Genomic DNA, 24465 nt, shown 5'->3' on the forward strand with positions numbered 1-24465 from the left:
ACGGAACTTAAGGACGCGCCCGACAATTGGTGATGCGATGTCATGCCATGCGATCCAGAGGCCCCAAGGCCTTGGACGCCGGGAGTGAGGAGAATTCTGATGACAATCAAATCCAGACTGTTCGCCAGCGTGGCGGTTCCATTCATGTCGCTGCCGCTCGTCTTGCAACCGGCAGGCGCGATGCCCAATGTCACGCCTTCGGTAAATCACGTCCGAGAGGGCGTAATTCTCGCCCAGCAGCCGCTTTTGCCACGTGAGGGCCAGCCCGAAGAGGAAGAGGCGCAGCCCCGGGAAGGAGAACGTGCGCCGGAACCGGAATCGGAAACTGAATCTGCACCCGGCCAGCAACGGGAAGCGCCTGCTCCCGAAGCAGCGCCAGAATCTGAACCGAACTCCGAGCAGCAGGAAGCGCCTGCCGCGGAGCCGGAACAACCTGAGTCTTCCGGGCGTGAAGCCCCTCCAGAGCCAGCAGAGGAAACACCGAGCTCCGAATCACAGGAACAGGAATCGCAACCGGCGGAAGAGCCTGAGGCTTCTCCGGCGCCAGAGCAGCAGCCGGCCCCTGAACCAGAAGTTCAGCAGTCAGAAGAACCCGCTACACCTCCGGTTCCTGAGTCCGAAACACAGACGCTGCGGCCTGAACGCGATGACGCACAGGAAACCGCCCCTGCATTGGAGGGTGGTGAGGAACAGCGTCAGGATGGAGAGGACGAAGCGCCGCGCATGGAGCGGGACGGCGCGGCTAGCCCGGAAAGTCAGCCGGAAACGTCTACACCTGACGCACCGGCCATGTCTCCGGAAACCCCGGAATCTCCCGCTGATGCCGATGCACCCACGCCAGTATCCCCCACGGAGACGGCACCAACAATTGATCAACAAGCTGCTCCGCAGCCCCCAACCACGCCTCAGGATATTGAGCGAGCGGAAGAGATTGCCAAGGATCCGGCATCGGCTCCAGATGATCAGCCCATGGTACTTCCTGTGGAGAACGGCGCAGCCGTCCTTGATAGCGCCAAGGAAGAAGCTCCGCAGACCCAGGGCGAGAGCCGGCAAGGCGAACCCGGACCTGCCACTCCTCCAGCCCAGGCAGAGGGCGAGATCGTGGTACCTCAATCGGATGCCGAGGCGCAGATCCAGCCCCAGGACAGCGCACCTGTTAGGATTGAAGCTGCCACTGCCGAACGTGGCGAACGTCTCGAGCGTCGGCCGGAATTCGAGCGCCCGCGTGGATGGGAAGAATGGGATAGCGATGGGCGTGATGGCCGGGACCGGGATGATAGTCGCATCATCTTCCAGATCGACAACCGCACGGTCATTCGTCACGATGACAGCCGCCGCTTCTATGGAGGAGAGAACGTCGAGCCAATATACGAGCGCCTGCGCGGCGGTCGCACACGAGAGATTGTCGAACGCCGTGACGGCACGCAGGTGGTGACTATTCGTAACCGCTACGGCGAGGTTATCCAGCGGTCGCGTATCGTCCCGGGCGGCGAGGAATATGTGCTCTTCTATGCGGTTGATCGCGGCGATGAAGGCGAGGATTATGTCTGGCGTGACCCGGGGCTTGATCTTCCTCCGATGCGCCTGACCGTCCCGCTCGACGAGTATATTATCGATACGTCGAGCGATGAGGATCGCGACTATTACGAGTTCCTTGAATTGCCGCCGGTCGAGCGAGTGGAGCGCGTCTATTCCTTGGACGAGGTACGCTACTCGGCCCGTATTCGCGACAAGGTGCGCCGGATCGATCTTGACACGATCACCTTTGACACTGGCAGTGCCGAAATCTCCATGGATCAGGCCCGCTCACTGAGAAAGGTGGCGGAAGCCATCAACAAGGTACTGAAAGATAATCCGGCCGAAACCTTCTTGATCGAGGGCCATACCGATGCCGTTGGCTCTGATGAAAGCAACCTGGTGCTTTCCGATCAGCGCGCCGAATCCGTGGCATCCGTCCTGACGGACGCGTTCGGCATCCCGCCTGAAAACATGGCTACGCAAGGCTATGGCGAACGTTACTTGAAGGTGCGTACGGAAGGGCCCTCACAGGAAAACCGTCGTGTCACTATCCGCCGCATTACACCGCTGGTGAGACCTGTAGCCAGCAACGAATAGTTTCTCTCGATGGAAAGAACTAGGCGCGCTCTATCCGAGCGCGCCTAGTTTCTTGAAGGCAGGGGAACTACGTTGGATGGCAGATGGTTCAGGGCCAGAACCGCGCGGTGCTGCTCAGCGCATCGGCCAGCAACAATTCATACTCGCCGCGCGGCACGTCGATGGCACCGAAACGCTCCAGGTGTTCCGTAGTGAATTGCGTATCCAGCAAACGAAAATCACGTTCTTTCATACGCTGGACAAGAAAGACCAGACAAACCTTGGAAGCGTCCCTCATGCGCGAAAACATGCTTTCACCGAAGAACGCGCTGCCCAGCGATACACCATAAAGCCCGCCGACGAGTTTTCCTTCGTGCCAGGCTTCTACCGAATGAGCGTGACCCAGCGCATGAAGCGCGCTGTAAGCCTTGAATATCGTGGAATTGATCCAGGTCGTTTCGCGTTCGAAACCGGGCTCCGCGCACCCACGCATGACGCCTGCAAAATCCGTGTTCACGCGGATAGTGAACACGTTCTTGCGAATGGTCTTCGCAAGTGAACGTGGCACGTGAAATTTGTCCAGGGGAATAATGCCCCGTTCTTCAGGGCGAACCCAAAACACTTCTGGATCGTCCGCGCTCTCGGCCATGGGAAAAACGCCCGACGCGTAAGCACGAAGCAGCACGTCGGGCGGAATGTCATGGCCGGGAGCGATCGGCTTGCTCAATCAGACCTCTTCGGATGGTTGAGCGAGGTATTTTTCCAGCCAGTGAATATCGTAATCACCATTTGCAATGTCTGGATTATTGATCAGATCGCGGAACAGCGGCAACGTCGTATTGATGCCGTCGACCACAAACTCGTCAAGTGCGCGGCGCAAGCGCATCATGCATTCCACGCGGTTGCGGCCATGCACGATGAGCTTGCCGATCAGGCTGTCGTAATAGGGCGGGATTTTATAACCGGAATAGACGCCGGAATCGACGCGAATGCCAAGACCGCCCGGCGTATGGAAATGCGTGATCAAACCGGGGGAAGGCGTGAAGTTGCGCGGATCCTCGGCATTGATGCGGCATTCGATCGCGTGCCCCTGGAAGCGGATGTCCTCCTGCTTCACCGAGAGACCAAGGCCTGCGGCAACACGAATCTGCTCGTGCACGAGATCGATGCCGGTGATGGCTTCCGTAACCGGATGCTCTACCTGCAGACGCGTGTTCATTTCGATGAAATAGAACTCACCATTCTCATACAGAAACTCGATCGTGCCAGCGCCGGAATATCCCATATCGGCAACGGCGTTCGAACAGATGTCGCCGATCTTGTTGCGCGCATCGACATTCAACGCAGGTGAGTTTGCCTCTTCCCAGACTTTCTGGTGGCGACGCTGTAATGAGCAGTCGCGTTCGCCTAGATGGATGGCGTTGCCCTGACCGTCGCCGACGATTTGCACTTCGATGTGACGCGGCTTCTCGAGATATTTCTCGATATAGACGGAGTCATCACCAAACGCGGCGCCGGCTTCAGTCTGTGCCGTTTGCAACGCAACAACGAGATCATCTTCCGTGCGCGCCACCTTCATGCCTCGACCACCGCCACCGGCTGCTGCCTTGATGATGACGGGGAATCCTATCTCCTTGGCAATCTTCATCGCCTCGACAGGATCGCTGACACCGCCATCGGAGCCGGGAACGCAAGGAATACCAAGCTTCTTGGCCGTGCGCTTTGCTTCGATCTTGTCACCCATCACGCGGATGTGCTGCGAGGAAGGGCCTATGAAGGTGATGTTATGCGCTTCGAGAATTTCGGCGAATTTCGCGTTCTCTGAGAGGAAGCCATAGCCTGGATGTACAGCATCGGCGCCGGTGATCTCGCAAGCGGCGACGATCTGCTGGATATTCAGATAGCTGTCGCGCGAGGCTGGCGGTCCGATGCAGACGCTTTCGTCGGCAAGGCGCACATGCATGGCATCAGCATCGGCGGTCGAATGCACGACCACGGTCTTGATGCCTAGTTCCTTTGCCGCACGCAGCACGCGCAGAGCGATTTCGCCGCGATTGGCTATGAGGATTTTCTGAAACATTGCGTTTCCCGTTACTCGATGATGACCAGCGGCTCGCCATATTCGACCGGCTGCGAGTCTTCGCACAGGATCGCCTTGACAGTGCCGGAGCGCGGGGAAGGAATTTGGTTCATCGTCTTCATGGCTTCAACGATGAGAAGCGTCTGGCCTTCCTTGACCTGCTGGCCCACTTCGATGAATGCCTTGGCGCCTGGTGCCGGTGCGAGATAGGCAGTGCCCACCATCGGGGAGGTCACGGCATTCTTGTCGTCGCGCGGTGCGGGCGTTGCTGCCGGAGCAGAGGCCACCGGTGTAGCAGCGGGCGCAGACGGCGCGGGCGCGGCAAACTGCGGGTAGGGGGCATAGGCCGGAGCAGCAGCGTTCTGGCGCGAAACGCGGATACGCAGTTCACCCTGTTCGATCTCGATTTCCGTCAGGTTCGTATCGTTGAGGATTTCCGCGAGGCTGCGGACGGTTTCCGAATCGACCACCGGTTTCTTGAGCGACATTCTTCTTTATTCCTTATGATCGGAGGCTTAGCCAAGCCGTTCTGCAAGCGCACGCAGCGCCAATTGATATCCGAGCGGACCAAAACCGCAAATGACGCCAATTGCAACCGGAGAAATATAGGATTTCTGGCGAAACGCTTCTCTGGCATGCACATTGGTAAGGTGAATTTCGACGACGGGTACATGGGGCACAGACTTGATAGCGTCATGCAACGCGACCGAGGTGTGCGTATAGGCACCGGGGTTGAATACTATTCCGGCTGCCTTCTCGCCTGCCTCATGGATCCAGTCAATAAGCTGGCCTTCATGATTTGACTGACGGCACTCGACCGTCATCCCGATCGTTTTTCCGAAAGAAATACAGTCGGCCTCGATGCTTACAAGCGTATCGGCACCGTAAATGCCGGGTTCACGCTTCCCGAGCATGTTAAGATTGGGGCCGTTGAGCAGATAGACCGTCTTCACTCTTAATCCTTTCGGAAAGCCGTACGAATTCGCACGTCAGATACGTCGTTCTGACCATGCGGCCAGAAGGGACATGTCTTCTATAAACGCCTGTTTCCGCCGCGGAAAGCCTGTATAGCCTGCTCAGAATGACTAGACGCAGATGATTGCGGCATTTTTCACAGCTTGCTTAGTTTGACTGCTGCTTGGCCGCGGCGATTTTTTCCAGAAGAGTATCTTTGCCCATCGCGCCAAAAACCATCTCGTTGCCGATTACGTAGGCAGGCGTACCATTCACCGCGAGCGATTCCGCCAATGCATAGGTTTTGGCTAGATCTTGCTCGATTTCAGGCTTCCCCATTTCCGCCTTCAGCTTTGCCTCGTCCACGCCCTTGGAGACGGCAAGCTGCACTGCAGTCGCGCCGTCAACGCGTCCTTCAGCGCCAAGCAGATCCTTGTGATATTCGGCGTATTTTTCCGGAGCGAGGCGATGAACAGCCATCGAAACCACGGATGCTTCCTTGGACGCTTGGCCGAGAATTGGAAATTCCTTCATGACGAAGCGAATGTCCTCATTTTCGGCAGTGATCTCCATCATGTCCTGAAGGGCATGTTTGCAGTAGCCGCAATTGTAATCGAAGAACTCAACCACCGTGAAGCTTGCATCGGGATTGCCTACGACGCCATCAGCTTTCGAATTATAGATCGCATCTCTTGCGGCCGCGATTACACGCTGCTGCTGCACCGCCTGCTCATCCTGCTGCTTCGTCTGAAGAACCTGCTGCATCTCAAACAGGATTTCAGGATTAGCGAGCAAATACTCGCGCACAATTTTCTCGACCTCCGCCTTGTCGACGGTCTGAGCGTGGGCCTGGCCGGCCAGCGTAGCGACGGCCAATGCGGCAGCAGACAGGAGGCCACGGCTACGAAAAAAAGAACTGGTCATGGAGTGTACCTTTCGCGACGACTGACAGGTGTCAGTTGCGCTTCTTCTGATTGATAATGTCCTGCGCCCGTATCCAGGAGGGAGATCCCTTCACCAGGCGTGTCTGCGCGCGGGCCGCAAAGATACGCGCCTCCAGGAGATTGCCACCGTGATAATGACCCTCCGCCGTGGCCAGTTCGGCCTCGCCAATCTCTCCCATTTGCCCGTAGGCTTGCGCAAGGAAGCGATAGCCGGTGATATTGCCGGGATCCTTGTCGAGCCCTTCACGCAGGATACGTGTCGCAGCCTTCACATTTCCGGGATTTCCGGTCGCTAGGAGCGCGCGACCGTAGGAGACACGGATCAGGCCAGAGTTGGACTTGTCCAGTTGCATCGCTTTTTTATAGGCGTTGGCTGCCTCGCTGGCCATATTGGCCTTGAGATAGGAATCACCCAGCAACTCGTGGAAATAAGCGTTCTGTGGCTGCTTCTTGGCCAGAGCCTGCGCCCGTGTAACTGCGTCGCGTGGATTGCCATTCGTATAGGCAGAGAGCGCCGTCATATATTGTGAAACGAGCGGATCCGGATTGCGCATCATGCGCGCTGCCGCCTGTGCGCCCTGCATGTGAACCGCAATCTTGGCACGCATCAGATCATGGCGCAGTTGAAGGGCAGGCGGATCCCTTCTGTCGAAATGTGGACTTTTCTTTGCCAACGTTTCCAGATTGGCGATACGCTCACGCGGCATTGGATGCGACACCTGATAGGGATCGACACGCGTGCCTGCAAGCGCAAGCGCGCTTTGAAAACGCGAGAAGGTTTTCAACATGCCTTGCGCGGACTGGCCTGTCGCTTCAAGATAGCTAACGGCCATACGATCTGCCGTCACCTCTTCGCCGCGCTGATAACCAAGGATGCTGCGGCGCGCCATTTCCGGTCCCCCCGCCGCCATGCCCATGCCTGCCTTGCCAAGCCCATCGGAATTCGTGGCGGCAGCCGCCGCAACAGCGCCCATGCCAAGCAGGCTGGCGACGATCGCCATGGTCTGTGCTCGAGCGAGTTGTCCGCGCAACCGCTCCTGGTGGCCGCCAGCAAGATGGCCAGTCTCATGGGCAAGAACGCCGATGATCTCATTAGGGGTTTCCGACGTCATCAACGCACCCGCATTGACGAAAATGCGCCGCCCGTCCACGAAAGCGTTGAAGGAACGGTCATTGACGATGACGATCTCGATACCCGATCGCGAGAGACCCGCAGCCCGGAGAATCGGTGTTGTATAATCGCGGACAAGCGCCTCTATCTCCGCGTCGCGTATAATCGATACGCTGCGCTGGGCATATGCGGCACTTGTTACGGCAATGGAACTGAAGGCCAACGTTAAAGCCAGACTGCTTCGCGCCAAAAACCTGCCGATCATACCTCGCTCCCGAACTGTCTGCATCGTAGCAATCGTGGAACCACGACCCTTATCAACTCTACCGAACCCATAGCATAGAACGCAGCGCGGGTAAGGCCCACTCTTTCGATCACCATTTTGTGGCGAATGGGGCGATTATGCGGTCACGATCGCTTGCCCTTGAGGCAATTCCCAAACCGGATGCAATAGGCTACGACGCACGAAACGGATTTGATGGAGAAAGCCGGTGCAAATCAATCTGTCGACGCGTGGCAACGTCGAACCCTTCCATGCCATGGACGTTCTCGCTGAGGCGAATCGGCTGCGTTCCGAAGGGCGCTCGATAATCTCCATGGCGGTTGGCCAGCCGGCAGCACCCGCACCGCAGATCGTGCGCGATTCTGCTGCCGCGGCACTCGTGGACGGGCGCATTTCCTACACTGACGCGTTGGGTCTCCGCATCATTCGCCGTGCAATTAGCGAGCACTATCGCGATCATTATGCCGTAGATGTCGCTCCAGAGCGCATCTGCATTACGACCGGTTCTTCCGCCGGCTTCAACCTCGCCTTCCTGTCGCTGTTCGATGTCGGCGATCGCGTCGCAATCAGCGAGCCGGGTTATCCTGCCTATCGCAACATTCTGCGAGCGTTGGGTCTCGAGGTTGTCGAAATTCCACTCGATGGTGCCTCGAACCTGACGGCTGCGGCTCTTGAGACTGCCCATCGTGTAAAGCCGCTGAGGGGTGTCCTTTTCGCCAGTCCGGCCAATCCGACCGGCGCCAATATCGCGCAGGACGAACTTAAAGCCATCCTCGAACTGTGCGAAAAGGAAAACATCGCACCGATCTCGGACGAGATTTACCATCGTCTGTCCTACGAAAGCGAGGACGTGACCGCGCTTGGCTTCAGCGCTCGCGTCACCGTCATCAACTCCTTCTCCAAATATTATTGCATGACCGGCTGGCGTATCGGCTGGATGGTTCTGCCGGACCCACTTGTGCGCACCGTCGAACGCATTCAACAAAGCCTTTATATTTCCGCGCCGGAACTGTCGCAGATCGCAGCCTCCAAGGCTTTCGAAGCGAGCAGGGAACTCGACATTATCCGTGAAGGCTATATCAAGAACCGTGCGCTCCTGAGCCATAACCTTGCCAGATTACGCCTGCCGCTGATAACGCCGATGGATGGCGCCTTCTACGCCTATTGTGACATCAGCGCGCATGCTAATGATTCCATGAGCTTTGCCAAGCGTATGCTGCACGAGGCGGGCGTTGCGGCTACCCCTGGTATTGATTTTGACACGCGCGAAGGCCATCGCTCCATGCGCTTTTCCTATGCCGGCAGCTTCGAGGATATGCAGGAGGCTCTTGAGAGACTTGCTGGTTGGATAGGATAATTATTTATTATTTCAGATCGTTATCGATATTTTCTCACCTAAAGAATGCACCTTAAAGAAAGGCCCCCATCCGGAGATGGAGGCCGTCCCCTCTGTGTTATAAAGGCATCCGCCGAATTAGACGGAGTAGTACATGTCGAACTCGACCGGATGTGGCGTCATTTCGAAACGCATCACTTCGGCCATCTTCAGTTCGATGAAGCTGTCGATCTGATCATCGTCGAACACGCCGCCAGCCTTGAGGAAGTCGCGGTCCTTGTCCAGGTTCTCCAGCGCTTCACGAAGCGAACCACTGACGGTCGGAATTTCCTTCAGTTCCTTGGCAGGCAGATCGTAAAGATCCTTGTCCATGGCCTGGCCTGGATGGATCTTGTTTTTGATGCCGTCGAGACCAGCCATCAGAAGCGCCGCAAATCCAAGATACGGGTTTGCAGTCGGATCGGGGAAGCGAACTTCGACGCGCTTTGCCTTCGGATTCGAGCCGAATGGAATACGGCAGGAAGCCGACCGGTTACGTGCCGAATAGGCAAGCAGAACCGGTGCTTCATAGCCCGGGACCAGACGTTTGTAGGAATTGGTCGACGGGTTGGTGAAGGCGTTGATGGCTTTTGCATGCTTGATCACGCCACCGATGAAGAACAGGCAAGTCTCTGAAAGGCCGGCATATTCATTACCAGCGAATGTCGGCTTGCCATCCTTCCAGATCGACATGTGAACGTGCATACCTGAGCCATTGTCGCCGAATACCGGCTTCGGCATGAAGGTAGCTGTCTTGCCGTAAGCATTAGCGACCTGGTGCACGACGTACTTGTACTGCTGCATCTTGTCGGCGTTGCGAACCAGCGTGTCGAACTTGACGCCTAGCTCGTGCTGGGCGGCAGCCACTTCGTGGTGGTGCTTCTCGACCGCAACACCCATCTCGCCCAGGACCGAAAGCATTTCAGAGCGCATGTCCTGACAGCTATCAATCGGTGGAACCGGGAAGTAGCCGCCCTTGACGCGCGGACGGTGCCCCATATTGCCGACTTCATAGTCGGTGTCGTCATTCGACGGCAGTTCCGTGGAGTCGAGCTTGAAGCCGGTATTGTAGGGATCGGCCTTGTATTTGACGTCGTCGAAAACGAAGAACTCGGCTTCAGGACCAACAAAAACCGTGTCGCCAAAGCCCTCTGATTTCAGGTAGGCCTCGGCCTTCTTGGCGGTGCTGCGCGGATCGCGATTGTAGGACTCGCCCGAGATGGGATCCAGAATGTCGCAGGTGATAACCATGGTCGACTGCGCAAAGAACGGGTCCATATGTGCCGTTTCCGGATCCGGCATCAAAACCATGTCGGATTCGTTGATAGCTTTCCAGCCAGCAATCGACGAGCCGTCGAACATGACGCCATCGGCGAACATATCTTCATCGACCAGACCGACGTCCATGGTGACATGCTGCCACTTGCCGCGCGGGTCAGTGAAGCGCAGGTCAACGAACTTGATGTCCTCATCCTTGATCTGCTCCAGGATGTCTTTTGCTGTCGTCATAATGAATTCCCTGTGGATGGCGTGGATAGGTAATTTGCTGGTGGGGGTTAGATCGCGTCGACGCCGGTCTCGCCGGTACGGATACGGATCACTTCCTCTATGCTGGAGACGAAGATCTTGCCGTCGCCGATCCGTCCTGTCTGCGCAGCATTGCGAATGGCCTCGACAGCTGCCTCGACGGATTCGTCAGCGAGGATGATCTCGATTTTCACCTTTGGGAGAAAATCGACAACGTACTCAGCGCCGCGATAGAGCTCGGTGTGGCCCTTCTGGCGCCCGAAACCTTTTGCCTCGGTGACTGTGATGCCCTGCAGGCCGACTTCCTGAAGAGCTTCCTTCACTTCGTCGAGCTTGAACGGCTTGATGATGGCTTCAATTTTTTTCATTCAGTCCGAACTCCGCTTGAGTAAGGTCACCGCGACCGCTCATTCGAATGTTAAGCATGGAGCGTGCCAAGTCCACATGGAAGCATAAATAAAAATCTGCGAACTCGATTTTAAACGAGTAGCGCAGGCTTTCCGAGGTCAGAACGGCTAAAAAAGATGCAGGGTGTCGCGTCGGCTTTGAGTGGTAGATCGGGGCAGAACGATTTCGATCGGGATCATGTGCGTAAATATTAGTCATCGTGATTTAATTTGCGGCAATATACCCAACTCTCCGGGGCAGTTTGTTTTTCTGTGCAGTGGCCTTGAAAAGGACGCATTGCATGAACATATAGGCTTGGTGCAGCGCGTCCCTGACGAGGTCGATGCGCTTTTAGTCCTCAGCTTTTCCGACCACGGATGTACTGGCGAGTTGAGCAAAGAGGGCGCACTCTCACGTGAGAAGCGGGAGCCGTTGGATCAGTCCAGCGGCTTTTTGCGTTTTAAAACTAATCAATGTCTCGATGGACGTCGTTTTCGACAGCAGGTTGATAACGAGACGATAAGTGCAACACCTATCAAACCGGCTGCATCCAGGCGCTGTCCATAAATCACTCATTCAGCAAGAGCGACGAGCAGCCATCGATGAGTGACGGAGAAAGGCGGGTAAAGCCCCGAAGGCTTTCATCGCACTTGTTCGGCGACCTCTGCCATAATCGCTAGGGCGAGAGGAGCGTAGCTGGCATGGTTGAGCAACTCCTTATGGGGAGCTGTCCAACCGTCAGAAATTGTTAGGACCGTCACGCCCTTATTCATGATTGAGAGATTTTGCCTAGTTCAGCTCTTCAGCAACCGCGTCGAAAAACTCCAGCGGATCGATCGGCTCTTTGCCGGTCGGTTTCGACTGCGCGCCGAATGTAACGATAACGACATTCTTCGCTGGGTTAATATAGATGTTCTGGCCGTGAATGCCGATCGCTGCAAAGGCCTTGTCGTTAATCGACGGCTCGGTCCACCCCGTCCACCACATATAGCCATAGTCAAGCGTCTCGCCATTCTTAAGCTTTGTCGGCTGCGATGCCTCCGCAACCCAGCCGTCGGGGAGGGCAGAGATCCCGTCCACCTTGGCTTCATTCAGGAAGAACAGGCCGAAACGGCCGTAGTCGCGCAACGTGGCACTGATGCCGCTCCCCCCGATCTCGACACCGTCCGGTGAATCCAGCCACCACGTGGCATCAGATTCCATGCCAGCCGGCCGCCAGATTTTCTCAGACAGATATTCCGACAGCGGCTTTCGGATCGCACCCCTGACGATCTCGCCAAGCACCTGTGTTTCGCCGGTACTGTAAGTATTGACCGTGCCTGGTTCTGCCGCGCGGGGCAGGGACGCCATAAGCTTCATCGCCGATCCCGGCTCTTGCGATATCTGTGCCTTCAGCAATGCGCGCCGGTCAGAACCGGGATCCGTATAGGTTTCGTTCCACTTGACCCCGGACGACATCATCAGCACGTCCCTAACCGTAACGCCATCATAGGCGCTGCCTTCCAGCGCCGGAACATAATCCACTACCTGCGCATCCAGACCCGAAATAAGCCCATCCTTTATCGCGATGCCGGTTAGAGTTGAAGTGATCGACTTCGCCACTGACATCGACATCCAACGCGTATCTTCCGTATTGCCGCGCTGATAGGTTTCGTAGGCGATCTTACCATCCTTCAACACAAGCAGCGCCGTGATGCTGTCGAGCGCCATGAAATCATGAAGGTCATAGCTTTCGTCGCCGATCTTGAAGCTGACATTGACCAGTTGCTTCTCGGATCTCGGGAGTTCGGAAGGGCGACCGCCCGCCTTGACCACGCGCGTTGGGAACAGGCGATCGATATTGCGGAAAGTCGCGACTGCGTCGTCCGGTAACAGTGCCCCGTCGTAAACCTGTTCGACAGTGCCGATCTTCTCGCCGCTGTGCGGATTTTTCGGTGTTTGCGCAACCGCGTTCAGGCACGTTGCCGCGTATAATGCTGCCCCCAGGATAAGACGGCCCGCTGGTTTTTGCTCGATCATGATCACCTCCCAAGATGCTCCCACTGTTTCTCAAGCCACTCTCCGAAGCAAGGGCAGATCCTGCCGACCGGAACGATTAGACCGGGACTTGTCCGACTAAAGCTTTCCTTCGTCTCCACGGGCAACAGAAATAGTGCACGCCTCATTAGAGAACATAATAATCGAATAAATTCAAAGCCTTACAAAAAAGTCTTCATCGTGGATGCATATCAGCGTCAATGGAATAATTATCCAAGCAATTTCAATCATTTAAAAAAATAAGCGCCGCTAGATCGCCCAAATCCATCCACACCCTGGCCGGCTGCGCGATACTTCTCGTGCGTCAGGGATAGGTGAGCTCCCGAACACCGAGACGCTGAGACAGCGGGCGGAAACCGCCGTTTGGCCTGGCAAGCCGGACGGAGGGCCGAACGAGAGAAGATTTGCGACCTTCTCTCCTCTTCGGGTTCTTCCAGATACCGTCAGGGCATGTGGAAGCATGCGAAATTGAAATGAAATGCAACGGGCCACATGCCCTGATCCCATTTCATTTCCCATCAACCGTGCGGCATTCGCCGTGGCGGATTTCAGTCATGACTATTCGGCATTTGCGAAGATACGCCAGCGGAAAGCCAGCGCCGACGCGTGTCCAGCGCTCAGACGAGCGTCTATACTCCCCTCGGTCACTCTCGTCCCCGAGTTCCGTTGAATACCAAGGATATCAGGCCCGTGAGTGGCGGCGCGACTTGCCGCCTAGTGATATCATTCTGCTGCGTATTCAGACCGGACAACCGTCAGGCAGCGGCGTATCTTCAAAAAGATTTCGTCAATCATATCCGCCCGCCTCGCGATTAAGTCAGTGTCTTGTGTCGTCACCCGGTTGCACCGATGCTGTCATGGTTGCAAATATGATCACCGACGTCCTCCTCGGCCAATCCGGCTCCGCCTCTCTTTGCCATGCCTGAGGACCGCCCTGCGTTACTCGCCTCGCAGCCTCCGCATCAGCGCCTGCGCGCCGAAAGGCGCACGCACCTTGCCCTCCGTGATGAAGAAGACAAAAACGTCCCGCGGCTTTTTCTCTGCATCACCAACCTGGCCGATATAGGGGAGATCATCGGGCGTGCCGCCATCAGCCCAGATTTGTGTCCGCTTCGCCCATGCATCGAGATCGCTGTCCGGATAACAATCGGGATTGTCATCGCTGCCGCGCTGCAAGCGTGCATAGACGAAATCTCCAGTCACATCGGCAATTTCCGGATACTCCGCATGGTGCGCATACACGATGGCACATCCATATTTGCGGGCGAGCGCCGGAAATTGCGGCGTGCAGAAACTCTCATTACGCACTTCCAGCGCATGCCGCAGGACGATGCCGTCCTGTTTACTCGGCAGCAGTTTCAAGAAGGCTTCGAAATCCTCCTGATCGAATTTTTTTGTCGGCATAAATTGCCAGAGGATCGGGCCAAGCTTTGCTCCCAGCTCGCTGATCCCGCTTGAAAGGAACCGTTCCATGGACTCACCGGCCTCGGCAAGTATCCTGCGATTGGTAACGAAGCGATTGCCCTTCAGCGTGAAAATGAAATCGTCAGGTGTTTCGGAAGCCCATTTGGCAAAGGTTTCCGGCTTCTGCGAACCATAATAAGTGCCATTGACCTCGATCGCCGGTACGGCTCGACTGGCAAACTCCAGTTGACGCTTCTTTGCAAGCTTCTCCGGATAAAAGCTCTCATCCCACGGTTCGAACGTCCAGCCGCCCATGCCAGCGCGGATTCTTGCTGCGTGCTCGGTCATATCAAACCTCCCAATAATCCGTAAGCGCGGCGGCTCAGCAGCTGCACTTGTCGCTTATGCCCAAAAACCAGTCGCATGCTTGAAGCGAATGCGTACGATGCCCGCCCGTACGCATTGCAGCATATCCATCGGTTTCATGACAACTTACTCGGCGGCCTCCACCCGTTTTGCGGGGCGGCGCTCCAGAACTTCCTTCAGGAATTTCCCGGTGTAGGAACGTTTCTCCGCAATAATATCGAGAGGACGTCCCGCCGCCACGATTTCACCGCCGCCATCGCCGCCTTCCGGTCCGAGGTCGACGATCCAGTCCGCTGTCTTGATAACTTCGAGATTGTGCTCGATGACGACAACGGTATTTCCCTGATCGACCAGCTCATGCAGCACTTCGAGCAACTTGGCGATGTCGTGGAAATGCAGACCCGTCGTCGGTTCATCGAGAATGTATAGCGTCTTGCCGGTGGCCTTGCGGGAGAGTTCCTTTGCAAGCTTGATGCGCTGCGCTTCCCCCCCCGAAAGGGTGGTCGCCTGCTGCCCGACCTTGATATAGCCGAGACCGACTTTCTCCAGCGTTACCAGCTTGTCACGTACACTCGGCACGGCAGAGAAAAACTGCACGCCTTCCTCGACCGTCATATCCAGTACATCGGCAATCGACTTGCCCTTGAAGGTCACGTCGAGCGTTTCTCGATTGTAGCGCTTTCCGTGACAGACGTCACAGGTGACATAAACATCCGGCAGGAAGTGCATCTCGATCTTGATGACGCCGTCGCCCTGGCACGCCTCGCAACGTCCGCCCTTCACGTTGAAGGAGAAGCGGCCGGGTTGATATCCGCGCGCCTTGGCTTCCGGGAGATTGGCGAACCAGTCGCGGATTGGCGTGAAGGCACCGGTATATGTTGCAGGATTTGATCGTGGCGTGCGCCCGATCGGCGACTGATCAATGTCGATGACTTTATCCAGGAATTCCAGACCTTCGATGCGATCATGTTCGGCAGGATGATCGCGCGAGCCCATGATACGACGCGACGCCGATTTGAATAGCGTCTCGATCAGGAAGGTCGACTTGCCGCCGCCCGATACACCCGTAACCGCGCAAAACGTCCCAATCGGAATATCGGCGCTGACATTTTTCAGATTGTTGCCGCGCGCACCGACAACCCTGATCATCCGGTTTTTCTTGATTGCCCGCGGCTCCTGCGGCATTGGAATGGCGAGCTCGCCCGTCAGATATTTACCGGTGATCGAAGCGGGATTGCGCATGACCTCCTGCGGTGTACCTTGCGCAATGATCTGCCCGCCATGGACGCCGGCCGCCGGCCCAATATCGACAACATAGTCTGCCGTGAGAATCGCATCTTCGTCATGCTCGACTACAATGACCGTATTGCCCAGATCCCGCAGATGCTTCAGCGTATCAAGCAGACGATCATTGTCGCGCTGATGTAAACCGATGGATGGCTCGTCCAGTACATAAAGAACACCGGTCAGCCCCGAACCAATCTGCGAGGCCAGCCGGATACGCTGACTTTCGCCCCCCGAAAGCGTGCCCGAATTACGGGAAAGCGTAAGATAATCCAGGCCGACGTCGTTGAGAAATTGCAGGCGTTCACGGATTTCCTTCAGAATACGGACGGCGATCTCATTCTGCTTGTCGCTCATCGCGTCGGGCAGGTTGCCAAACCATTCGACGGCCTTGCGGATCGACAATTCCGTCGTCTGGCCGATATGCCTGCCAGCAATTTTCACCGCCAGCGCCTCCGGTTTCAAACGATAGCCGTTGCACGCGGGGCAGGGCGTGGCCGACATGAAACGCTCTATTTCCTCGCGCGCCCACGCCGAATCGGTTTCGCGCCAGCGGCGCTCCAGATTCGGAATAACGCCTTCGAATGTTTTGCTGGTCTTGTAGGAGCGCATGCCGTCATCATACTGGAAGGCGATCTTGCGCTCACCCGTGCCGTGCAGGATCGCGTCCTGCGCTTCCTTGCCCAGCGCTTCGAACCGATCCGTGACCTTGAAGCCGTAGCTTTCACCCAGTGCCTGCAGCGTTTGCATATAATAAGGCGAACTGGACTTTGCCCAAGGCGCGACGGCGCCGGCCTTTAGCGTCAGCGTCGGGTCCGGAATGATCAGGTTAGGATCGATCGCGCGCTGGCTTCCAAGCCCATCGCAGGTCGGGCAGGCACCGAACGGATTGTTGAAGGAAAAAAGACGTGGCTCAATCTCGGAAATGGTGAAACCCGACACGGGACACGCGAATTTTTCCGAAAAGAGCATGCGCTCATGCGTCTCGTTCTTAGACTTGTTGGCGGATACGCCCGAAAGCGCCTCCGGGGGCAATGGCTTGTCGGCAAACTCGGCAATCGCCAGACCATCTGCGAGACGCAAGCAGGTCTCCAGGCTATCGGCCAGACGTGTGCCGAGATCACTTCGCACGACAATGCGATCGACCACAACGTCGATGTCGTGCTTGAACTTCTTGTCGAGCACCGGCGCATCGCCGATCTCATAATACTCGCCGTTGATCTTGACGCGTTGAAAACCCTTCTTCTGTAGCTCGGCGATTTCCTTGCGATATTCGCCCTTGCGACCCCGCACGATGGGGGCGAGAAGATAAAGCCGCGTTCCCTCGTCGAGCGCCAGGATGCGATCGACCATCTGACTGACCGTCTGACTTTCGATCGGCAGACCCGTCGCAGGCGAATAGGGAACCCCGACGCGCGCGAAGAGCAGGCGCATATAGTCGTAGATTTCGGTCACGGTGCCGACGGTCGAGCGCGGGTTCTTGGAAGTCGTCTTCTGTTCGATGGAAATCGCCGGCGACAAACCGTCGATCTGGTCGACATCGGGCTTCTGCATCATCTCCAGAAACTGCCGTGCATAAGCCGAGAGACTTTCGACGTAACGGCGTTGGCCTTCCGCGTAGATCGTGTCGAAGGCGAGCGAACTCTTGCCGGAGCCCGAAAGACCCGTCATCACGATGAGGGAATCACGCGGTAGGTCGAGATCGACATTTTTCAGATTATGCTCGCGCGCACCGCGAATGGAAATGGACTTGAGCTCCGCCATGGCGTCCGCCGCTCCGTTCAGCCTGTCTTTTATAGATGCCGGCGGTGGTCTGGTGCCGGATACCGCAATATCGGTTGGTTTAATCCTCTTTCCAAGGGTTTCGCAAGCAAAAAGAACAAAAAAGGAACAATCTTTTTTCGAGCGATTGACATTCCTTGGCGCGCGGTGGTTAAATCGAACAAAAATAGAACGCGACGCGTTTGAAGCTTGTGGACGATCGCTGAAACATGAGGTTTGCGGGAGTTATTCCGGCAATGCTTCGTTTAGGATGATCCATCGTTTTGTGCGCGAATTTGAGCGGAGAGTAAGATGGCGGGTAGTGTCAATAAAGTAATCCTGGTGGGCAATCTGGGGGCAGATCCGGAAGTACGGCGGCTGAATTCGGGCGAGCCTGTGGTCAATTTGCGAATTGCCACGTCCGAAACCTGGCGGGATCGCAATTCAGGCGAGCGCAAGGAACGCACCGAATGGCACAGCGTCGTCATCTTCAACGAAAATCTCGCCAAGGTGGCGGAGCAATATTTGAAGAAGGGTGCAAAGGTCTATCTCGAAGGCGCACTGCAGACGCGTAAATGGCAGGACCAGAACGGTAATGACCGCTATACGACGGAAGTCGTGCTGCAGAAATTCCGGGGCGAATTGCAGATGCTTGATGCGCGCGGCGAAGGCGGCGGAGGACAGGTAAGCTACGGCGGTGGTAGCGGCGGACGTTCCGAATTCGGCCAATCCAGCCCAGGCGACAATTACGGTTCCGGTCGCGGCGGAAGCACCGGTGGCGGTAGCCGCGGCGGCATCGGCTCGGATATGGACGACGAAATCCCGTTCTAATCAGGGTCTTCGACGCGGCGGTTTGAAGCCACATCTTTCGTGATCTGCTTCGGGCGCATCGATATCCTGATGCGTCCGGAAACTTCCTGGCACCCCTGGCAGCGACGAATGACATATGCCGGTAATGCCCACCTCATCGGGTTGATGAGACGTTTGCAAAACAAGCTTACAGAAGAGTGAGATCTCGGCCGCATCAAGTTATTGTGGCGTAACGCTGCGGACATGCGTTCACCCAAGACATTTCCTGCACATGTGCCGGCAAGCGCGCTCCTATGTGAACGAAAATCAAGTACTGGTCATCCGTCACAAGACGCTCGACAAATGGCTTCTTTCAGACAGCCCGGTCGATAATGGCGAGTATATGTGATTTGCCGCAACCAAAGAGCCCGCGGAAGAAATATGCTATCGTGCGAGACTGGAAATTGGTGCGTTGCTCGATATCGACCACCATGCCATTCCCGCCAATCCTAAAACCCGAACCCGATCATTATCATATAGATTCCTGTATCTGTTCGACCGCTTTAAAGGTGTGCTGCTTGCAGATGCGGCAGAGATCATCGGCGCATGATGACTGCAGGGTATTTCCACCATCTTTGAAACGGATTGAAATGCGCGCTCTGAACATTGCCGGAGCGGTCGTCTCAAAATGAAGCCGCGCAAGAAGGGCTCAGAATTCTACCGGCGTTGGCCAGGCTTTTGGCGACAATCGGGCTTTTAGCGACAGCATGCACTCACAAGGTCTTTTTTATCTCGATGACACACTTATTCTTTATGCGGACTCCGCCAAACCGCCAGCCGCCGATCGCTAAGCCGCGATCAGCGCCTTGATGCCATCGGCAACGAACTGGACCGCAAGGCCTGCAAGAATGACACCGAGCAAGCGGGTCAGTACGGAACGGCCCGTTTCGCCCAAAAGGCCATCGACACGCTCTGCAAGCAGGAAAACAGCATAGGTCAGGGCGATACAGATGGCGATAATGCCAAGAAGCGCCAGTTGCCCGACAATCGTGTTCATCTGTCCGGAGACCAGCACGGTGGCGGAAATTGCACCGGGTCCGGCGATGAGCGGAATGGCCAGCGGAAACGCAGCGACATTGTGGATCATGTCCTTGGAGATTGCTCTGTCGGCACTCTTCTCATGACGCTGCTGCCGATGTTCGAATATCATCTCGAAGGCAATGACGAAGAGCAGTATTCCACCGGCGACGCGAAATGCCGGCAGAGTGATGCCGAGCATCTGCAAGGTTGCCGCGCCGAACAACGCGAAGGCCGCGAGCAGGCAGAAGGCAATGATGGAAGCGCGCACGGAAACAATCTTGCGCTCTGCGCGCGACATGCCTCGCGTCACACCAAGAAACAGCGGTGCAAGCCCCGGTGGATCAATGGTGACCAACAACGTGACAAAGGCGTTGAATAGGAGTTCCGCGTTTGGCATCGCCTGGTTCCTCTTTCATTTCTCATTCGCGTTGGTCGCGACAGCCGCGTTATCGAGTGCTTAGCGGTTCACCCGGCATCACGCCAGCCGGATGCCGCTTACGCAACGATTAATTCCGACAATGACCGCCGGTAAGGGGAGTAGATGCATCTGAAGCAGAGACCTGCGATCTTTCCTCGACAACGCACCGTTTCCGAGAAAGACGCTTCGGTGATGTGCTTTTCGGTGCATAGAAGGTCACGATAGCGCCGCACTATTGGTCAATGTCAAACGTATCCTTTATAGAGGATAAATGATTCCATTTTTTGCAGTGATCTGATTTGACCGACTTGACGAAACCCAAGGACCACGGTGACGATCCGACAGGGATCGAACCAGTATCGATCATCGACGAGATGCAGCGTTCCTATCTCGATTACGCGATGAGCGTGATCGTGAGCCGCGCGCTTCCCGACGTACGCGATGGCCTCAAGCCGGTACATCGACGCATTCTCTACGCTTCGCATGAGAGCGGCTATCACTGGAACAGAAAATACGTCAAATCGGCGCGTCCCGTCGCCGACGTGATGGGTAAATATCACCCTCACGGTGACGCTTCGATCTATGATGCCTTGGTTCGCATGGCGCAGAACTGGTCTTTGCGTGTGCCGCTGATCGACGGGCAGGGCAATTTCGGTTCCATCGACGGGGATTCGCCTGCAGCGATGCGTTATACGGAAGCGCGTCTCACCAAGGTTGCGCACGAGCTTTTGGAAGACATCGACAAGGATACAGTCGATTTCCAGGACAATTATGACGGCACGGTCAGCGAACCCATGGTTCTGCCTGCGCGCTTTCCAAACCTTCTGGTCAACGGTTCGGGTGGCATCGCGGTTGGCATGGCGACCAACATTCCGCCGCACAATCTCTCGGAGGTTGTGTCCGGCGCAATTGCGCTGATCGACAATCCGGCAATGGATCTCACCGAGTTGATGGAGATCATTCCCGGTCCTGACTTCCCTACAGGCGGCCTCATTCTCGGCCGTGCCGGTATTCGTAGCGCCTTCGAGACAGGTCGCGGCTCGGTCATGATGCGCGGCAAGGTCGATATAGAGACGCTGCGCGGCGAGCGCGAAGCGATCATTGTCACGGAAGTCCCGTATCAGGTCAACAAGGCCTCGATGATCGAGAAAATGGCCGAACTGGTGCGCGACAAGCGCATCGAAGGCATCTCCGACATTCGTGACGAGAGTGATCGTCAGGGCTATCGTGTCGTCATCGAACTGAAGCGCGATGCCGTTGCCGATGTCGTTCTGAACCAGCTTTATCGTTACACGCCGCTGCAGACATCGTTCGGCGTCAACACGGTCGCGCTCAATGGCGGCAAGCCCGAGCAGCTCAGTCTGATCGATATGCTGAAGGCCTTCATCGCCTTCCGCGAAGATGTTATCTCGCGCCGTACGAAATATTTGCTGCGCAAGGCACGCGAACGCGCGCATGTTTTGGTCGGTTTGGCGATTGCCGTTGCCAATATCGACGAAGTGATCAAACTAATCCGCCACGCACCAGATCCGGCAACTGCGCGCCAGCAGTTGATGGAGCGTAACTGGCAGGCGGAGGATGTTGAATCGCTCATCCGCCTGATCGACGATCCGCGTCACCGGATCAACGAAGACAAGACTTATAATCTGTCGGAAGAGCAGGCGCGCGCTATTCTCGAGCTGCGCCTTGCCCGTTTGACCGCTCTTGGTCGCGACGAAATCGCCGATGAATTGAATGAGATCGGCGTGGAGATAGCCGATTATCTGGAAATTCTCGCATCCCGCGAACGCATAATGAACATCGTCAAGGATGAGCTCGCCGCGGTTCGCGAAGAATTCGGTACACCCCGGCGGACTGAAATCGTCGACGGCGTTGGCGACATGGACGACGAGGATCTGATCCAACGCGAGGACATGGTCGTCACCGTATCGCATTCGGGCTATATCAAGCGCGTACCGCTGTCGCTCTACCGGGCGCAGCGTCGCGGCGGCAAAGGCCGCTCCGGCATGTCGACCAAGGATGAGGATTTCGTGACACGGCTGTTCGTGGCCAACACGCATACGCCGATCCTGTTCTTTTCCTCGCGCGGCATCGTTTACAAGGAAAAGGTCTGGCGCCTCCCGGTTGGAACCCCGCAGTCGCGTGGCAAGGCTCTCATCAATATGCTGCCCTTGCAGCAGGGCGAGCGTATCACGACCATCATGCCACTGCCTGAGAACGAGGAGAGCTGGGCAACGCTAGATGTGCTTTTCGCCACAACTCGTGGCACGGTTCGTCGCAACAAGCTGTCGGATTTCACCCAGGTGAACCGCAACGGCAAGATCGCCATGAAGCTGGAAGACGAGGCCGACGAAATTCTTGGCGTCTCGACCTGCTCCGAATTCGACGATGTCTTGCTGACCGCGCAATCTGGACAATGCATTCGTTTCTCGGTCAATGATGTTCGTGTTTTCGCGGGCCGCAATTCGGTGGGCGTACGCGGCATTGCGCTAGCACCCGGCGACAAGGTCATTTCGATGACTATCCTGGGTGGCGTGGATGCATCGCCCGCAGAGCGCGCAGCCTATCTCAAGCAGTCCGCTACCGAGCGTCGCGCAATCTCCGGTGAGGCGGAAGAGGAAGTCGCGCTTACCAATGAGGAGATCGGCGAGGAAACCTCGCTCTCCGCAGAGCGCTATGAAGAGCTCAAGGCGCGCGAACAGTTCGTTCTGACCATTACCGAGTTCGGGTACGGCAAGAGATCGTCTTCATATGATTTCCGCGTCACCGGCCGTGGAGGCAAGGGCATTCGCGCGACGGACGTTTCCAAAACGAATGAAATCGGCCAGCTGGTTGCTGCCTTCCCGATTGCCAATGACGACCAGATCATGCTGGTGACCAATGGAGGGCAGGTGATCCGCGTGCCGGTGCACGACATTCGTATTGCAAGCCGTGCAACTAAGGGTGTCAAGGTTTTCCGGACCAGTGGCGACGAGCGTGTCGTCTCGGTCGAGCCTATTTCCGAGCCGCAGGGCGAGGATGGCGAAATCGATGAAGCTATCATCGACGGCAGCCTGCCAGAGAATGGCGACGGCGAAGCGCAGGAATAACGCTCTCCCGGCCACCAGAATCAGTAAAGGCCGGCATTCACGCCGGCCTTTACTTTGGGCGATGAGAAAACTGTTTCATCGACGATACATGCTGAAACGGTTTTCAAGATGCCTTATGTCATTGTCCTGCGCGTCCTGATGCAGGCTGAAAGCCGTGGCGATCAGCATAAAGATCATCATTGCGCTTGCGAGCAGAATAATCATCACAGTGTCGTTCTCCTTGGTTCGGGAAAATAACGAGACCATATTGGCTTGGTTCCAACCCTGCTTCATAAAACCTTAACCATGTTTTTCTTGAAAAGGCGGGAACCAACTTTCGTGGGCGCAAAGGCAGCATGGCTATTTCATCGCTCCGCGGATTAAGATAGGAAGCTTCCATGACGTTGCGCATCGCCATCTATGCCGGCTCGTTCGATCCTTTGACCAATGGTCACCTGGACGTGTTGAAAGCCGCTCTTTCGGTTTCAGACCGGGTCTATGCCGCCATTGGCGTGCATCCGGGCAAGCAGCCGCTTTTCACCTTCGATGAACGCGTCGAACTCATCAACACCTCCGCCAGGGAACTGCTTGGCGCAGATGCAGAGCGCATCGAGGTAATGGCGTTCAAGGGCCTTGTTATCGACGCGGCGCGCGAGAAGGGCGCCTCGACCATGATCCGCGGCCTGCGCGACGGCACAGATCTTGATTATGAAATGCAGATGGCGGGCATGAACGAAACGATGGCGCCTGACCTGCAGACGGTTTTTCTACCTGCCAGTCCTTCGGTGCGCACAATTACCGCCACACTTGTACGCCAGATCGCTTCCATGGGCGGCGACGTTCGCCCCTTCGTTCCGAAAGTGGTCGCCGATGCGCTGGCCAGGAAATTCGCCTGATCGAATTTGGAGAAATAAATGCGTTTTGCAAAACTCGCCGCTTTGGCGCTCGTCGCCTCGGTCTCATTCGCGCATGGAGCATTCGCCGCTTCGCCCGAAAACACGCTCATCATTAAGCTAAAGGATGGGGACGTGCAGATTGCGCTGCGTCCAGACCTTGCACCCAAGCATGTCGAGCGCCTGAAGGAATTGGCGAAGGAGGGCGCTTATGATGGCGTGGCTTTCCACCGTGTCATCCCGGATTTCATGGCGCAGACCGGCGACGTGCAATATGGCAAGGAAGGCGGAAACGAAGCAATGGCCGGTATGGGCGGCTCCGACAAGCCGGATTTGCCGGCAGAATTCTCCAAGACCGAGAAATTCCATCGGGGAACCGTCGGCATGGCGCGTTCGCAAAATCCGAATTCCGCCAACTCCCAGTTCTTCATCATGTTCGCGCCTTACCCATCACTCGATGGTCAATATACCATCGTTGGCCAGGTCGAGAGCGGTATGGAATTCATCGACAATATCAAGAAGGGTCGTGCCTCCAACAACGGCTCTGTCGCCAATCCCGACCGCATGATCAGCGTTCGCACCGGCGATCAGCAGTAACGCAAGTCTATCA

General features: G+C 56.4%; 20 protein-coding genes. 7 read left to right on the forward strand and 13 right to left on the reverse strand.

Annotated features, from left to right (window positions below; translation table 11 throughout):
• Positions 1-99: 99 nt before the first annotated feature.
• The gene (locus IE151_RS00745; protein ID WP_189486832.1) at positions 100-2115 is read left to right on the forward strand and encodes an OmpA family protein; all 2016 of its coding nucleotides are present in this window, start codon (positions 100-102) and stop codon (positions 2113-2115) included.
• 88 nt (positions 2116-2203) lie between these two features.
• Here IE151_RS00745 and aat read toward each other — a convergent pair whose 3' ends face one another.
• The 6 genes from aat to IE151_RS00775 form a co-directional block, all read right to left on the reverse strand.
• Positions 2204-2821: a leucyl/phenylalanyl-tRNA--protein transferase gene (gene aat / locus IE151_RS00750; protein WP_189486833.1), complete on the reverse strand. Its 618-nt coding sequence runs from the start codon at positions 2819-2821 to the stop codon at positions 2204-2206.
• A complete protein-coding gene (gene accC / locus IE151_RS00755) occupies positions 2822-4174 on the reverse strand; it encodes an acetyl-CoA carboxylase biotin carboxylase subunit (RefSeq protein WP_189486834.1) in 1353 nt (450 codons plus the stop codon).
• An 11-nt stretch (positions 4175-4185) separates the two neighbouring features.
• On the reverse strand, positions 4186-4662 hold the full coding sequence (gene accB, locus IE151_RS00760; protein ID WP_189486836.1) for an acetyl-CoA carboxylase biotin carboxyl carrier protein: 477 nt from the start codon (positions 4660-4662) through the stop codon (positions 4186-4188).
• A gap of 27 nt (positions 4663-4689) precedes the next feature.
• Complete coding sequence (gene aroQ / locus IE151_RS00765; protein ID WP_189486838.1) at positions 4690-5127, reverse strand: type II 3-dehydroquinate dehydratase; 438 nt, start codon at positions 5125-5127, stop codon at positions 4690-4692.
• A 169-nt stretch (positions 5128-5296) separates the two neighbouring features.
• A complete protein-coding gene (locus tag IE151_RS00770; RefSeq protein WP_189486840.1) occupies positions 5297-6052 on the reverse strand; it encodes a DsbA family protein in 756 nt (251 codons plus the stop codon).
• Positions 6053-6083: 31 nt separating this feature from the next.
• Positions 6084-7448, reverse strand: coding sequence for a M48 family metalloprotease (locus tag IE151_RS00775; RefSeq protein ID WP_382344707.1), 1365 nt, complete (start codon positions 7446-7448; stop codon positions 6084-6086).
• Between the two features lie 226 nt (positions 7449-7674).
• Here IE151_RS00775 and IE151_RS00780 point away from each other — a divergent pair, with 226 nt between their 5' ends.
• Positions 7675-8823 carry a pyridoxal phosphate-dependent aminotransferase gene (locus IE151_RS00780; RefSeq protein WP_189486844.1) on the forward strand — a complete coding sequence of 383 codons (1149 nt, stop codon included), beginning with the start codon at positions 7675-7677 and terminating at the stop codon, positions 8821-8823.
• A 117-nt stretch (positions 8824-8940) separates the two neighbouring features.
• Here the strand turns inward: IE151_RS00780 and glnA are convergent, their stop codons facing one another.
• The 5 genes from glnA to uvrA all read right to left on the reverse strand — a co-directional run bounded on the left by glnA (position 8941) and on the right by uvrA (position 17610).
• Positions 8941-10350, reverse strand: coding sequence for a type I glutamate--ammonia ligase (glnA, locus tag IE151_RS00785; RefSeq protein ID WP_189486846.1), 1410 nt, complete (start codon positions 10348-10350; stop codon positions 8941-8943).
• Positions 10351-10397: 47 nt separating this feature from the next.
• Complete coding sequence (locus IE151_RS00790) at positions 10398-10736, reverse strand: P-II family nitrogen regulator (protein ID WP_189486848.1); 339 nt, start codon at positions 10734-10736, stop codon at positions 10398-10400.
• Between the two features lie 808 nt (positions 10737-11544).
• Positions 11545-12774 carry a serine hydrolase domain-containing protein gene (locus tag IE151_RS00795; protein ID WP_189486850.1) on the reverse strand — a complete coding sequence of 410 codons (1230 nt, stop codon included), beginning with the start codon at positions 12772-12774 and terminating at the stop codon, positions 11545-11547.
• 957 nt (positions 12775-13731) lie between these two features.
• Positions 13732-14544, reverse strand: a complete 813-nt coding sequence (locus tag IE151_RS00800) for a DUF72 domain-containing protein (RefSeq protein ID WP_189486852.1) — start codon at positions 14542-14544, stop codon at positions 13732-13734.
• Positions 14545-14688: 144 nt separating this feature from the next.
• Positions 14689-17610, reverse strand: a complete 2922-nt coding sequence (uvrA, locus tag IE151_RS00805) for an excinuclease ABC subunit UvrA (RefSeq protein WP_189486853.1) — start codon at positions 17608-17610, stop codon at positions 14689-14691.
• A 309-nt stretch (positions 17611-17919) separates the two neighbouring features.
• Between uvrA and IE151_RS00810 the strand changes: the two genes are divergently transcribed.
• Both IE151_RS00810 and IE151_RS00815 read left to right on the forward strand, forming a co-directional pair.
• The gene (locus IE151_RS00810; RefSeq protein WP_189486854.1) at positions 17920-18438 is read left to right on the forward strand and encodes a single-stranded DNA-binding protein; all 519 of its coding nucleotides are present in this window, start codon (positions 17920-17922) and stop codon (positions 18436-18438) included.
• A gap of 430 nt (positions 18439-18868) precedes the next feature.
• A complete protein-coding gene (locus IE151_RS00815) occupies positions 18869-19006 on the forward strand; it encodes a hypothetical protein (protein ID WP_189486855.1) in 138 nt (45 codons plus the stop codon).
• Between the two features lie 237 nt (positions 19007-19243).
• Here the strand turns inward: IE151_RS00815 and IE151_RS00820 are convergent, their stop codons facing one another.
• Positions 19244-19873: a MarC family protein gene (locus IE151_RS00820; RefSeq protein WP_189486856.1), complete on the reverse strand. Its 630-nt coding sequence runs from the start codon at positions 19871-19873 to the stop codon at positions 19244-19246.
• 320 nt (positions 19874-20193) lie between these two features.
• Here IE151_RS00820 and gyrA point away from each other — a divergent pair, with 320 nt between their 5' ends.
• The gene (gyrA, locus tag IE151_RS00825) at positions 20194-22983 is read left to right on the forward strand and encodes a DNA gyrase subunit A (RefSeq protein ID WP_382344708.1); all 2790 of its coding nucleotides are present in this window, start codon (positions 20194-20196) and stop codon (positions 22981-22983) included.
• 118 nt (positions 22984-23101) lie between these two features.
• Here gyrA and IE151_RS00830 read toward each other — a convergent pair whose 3' ends face one another.
• The gene (locus IE151_RS00830) at positions 23102-23380 is read right to left on the reverse strand and encodes a hypothetical protein (protein ID WP_189486857.1); all 279 of its coding nucleotides are present in this window, start codon (positions 23378-23380) and stop codon (positions 23102-23104) included.
• Between IE151_RS00830 and coaD the strand changes: the two genes are divergently transcribed.
• Both coaD and IE151_RS00840 read left to right on the forward strand, forming a co-directional pair.
• Positions 23367-23858, forward strand: a complete 492-nt coding sequence (gene coaD / locus IE151_RS00835) for a pantetheine-phosphate adenylyltransferase (RefSeq protein WP_189487570.1) — start codon at positions 23367-23369, stop codon at positions 23856-23858. The genes IE151_RS00830 and coaD overlap by 14 nt on opposite strands.
• Before the next feature lie 18 nt (positions 23859-23876).
• Positions 23877-24452 carry a peptidylprolyl isomerase gene (locus tag IE151_RS00840; protein ID WP_189486859.1) on the forward strand — a complete coding sequence of 192 codons (576 nt, stop codon included), beginning with the start codon at positions 23877-23879 and terminating at the stop codon, positions 24450-24452.
• The last annotated feature ends 13 nt before the right edge of the window (positions 24453-24465 follow it).

This window comes from Limoniibacter endophyticus (assembly GCF_014652835.1).
Classification (GTDB): Bacteria; Pseudomonadota; Alphaproteobacteria; order Rhizobiales; family Rhizobiaceae; genus Limoniibacter; species Limoniibacter endophyticus.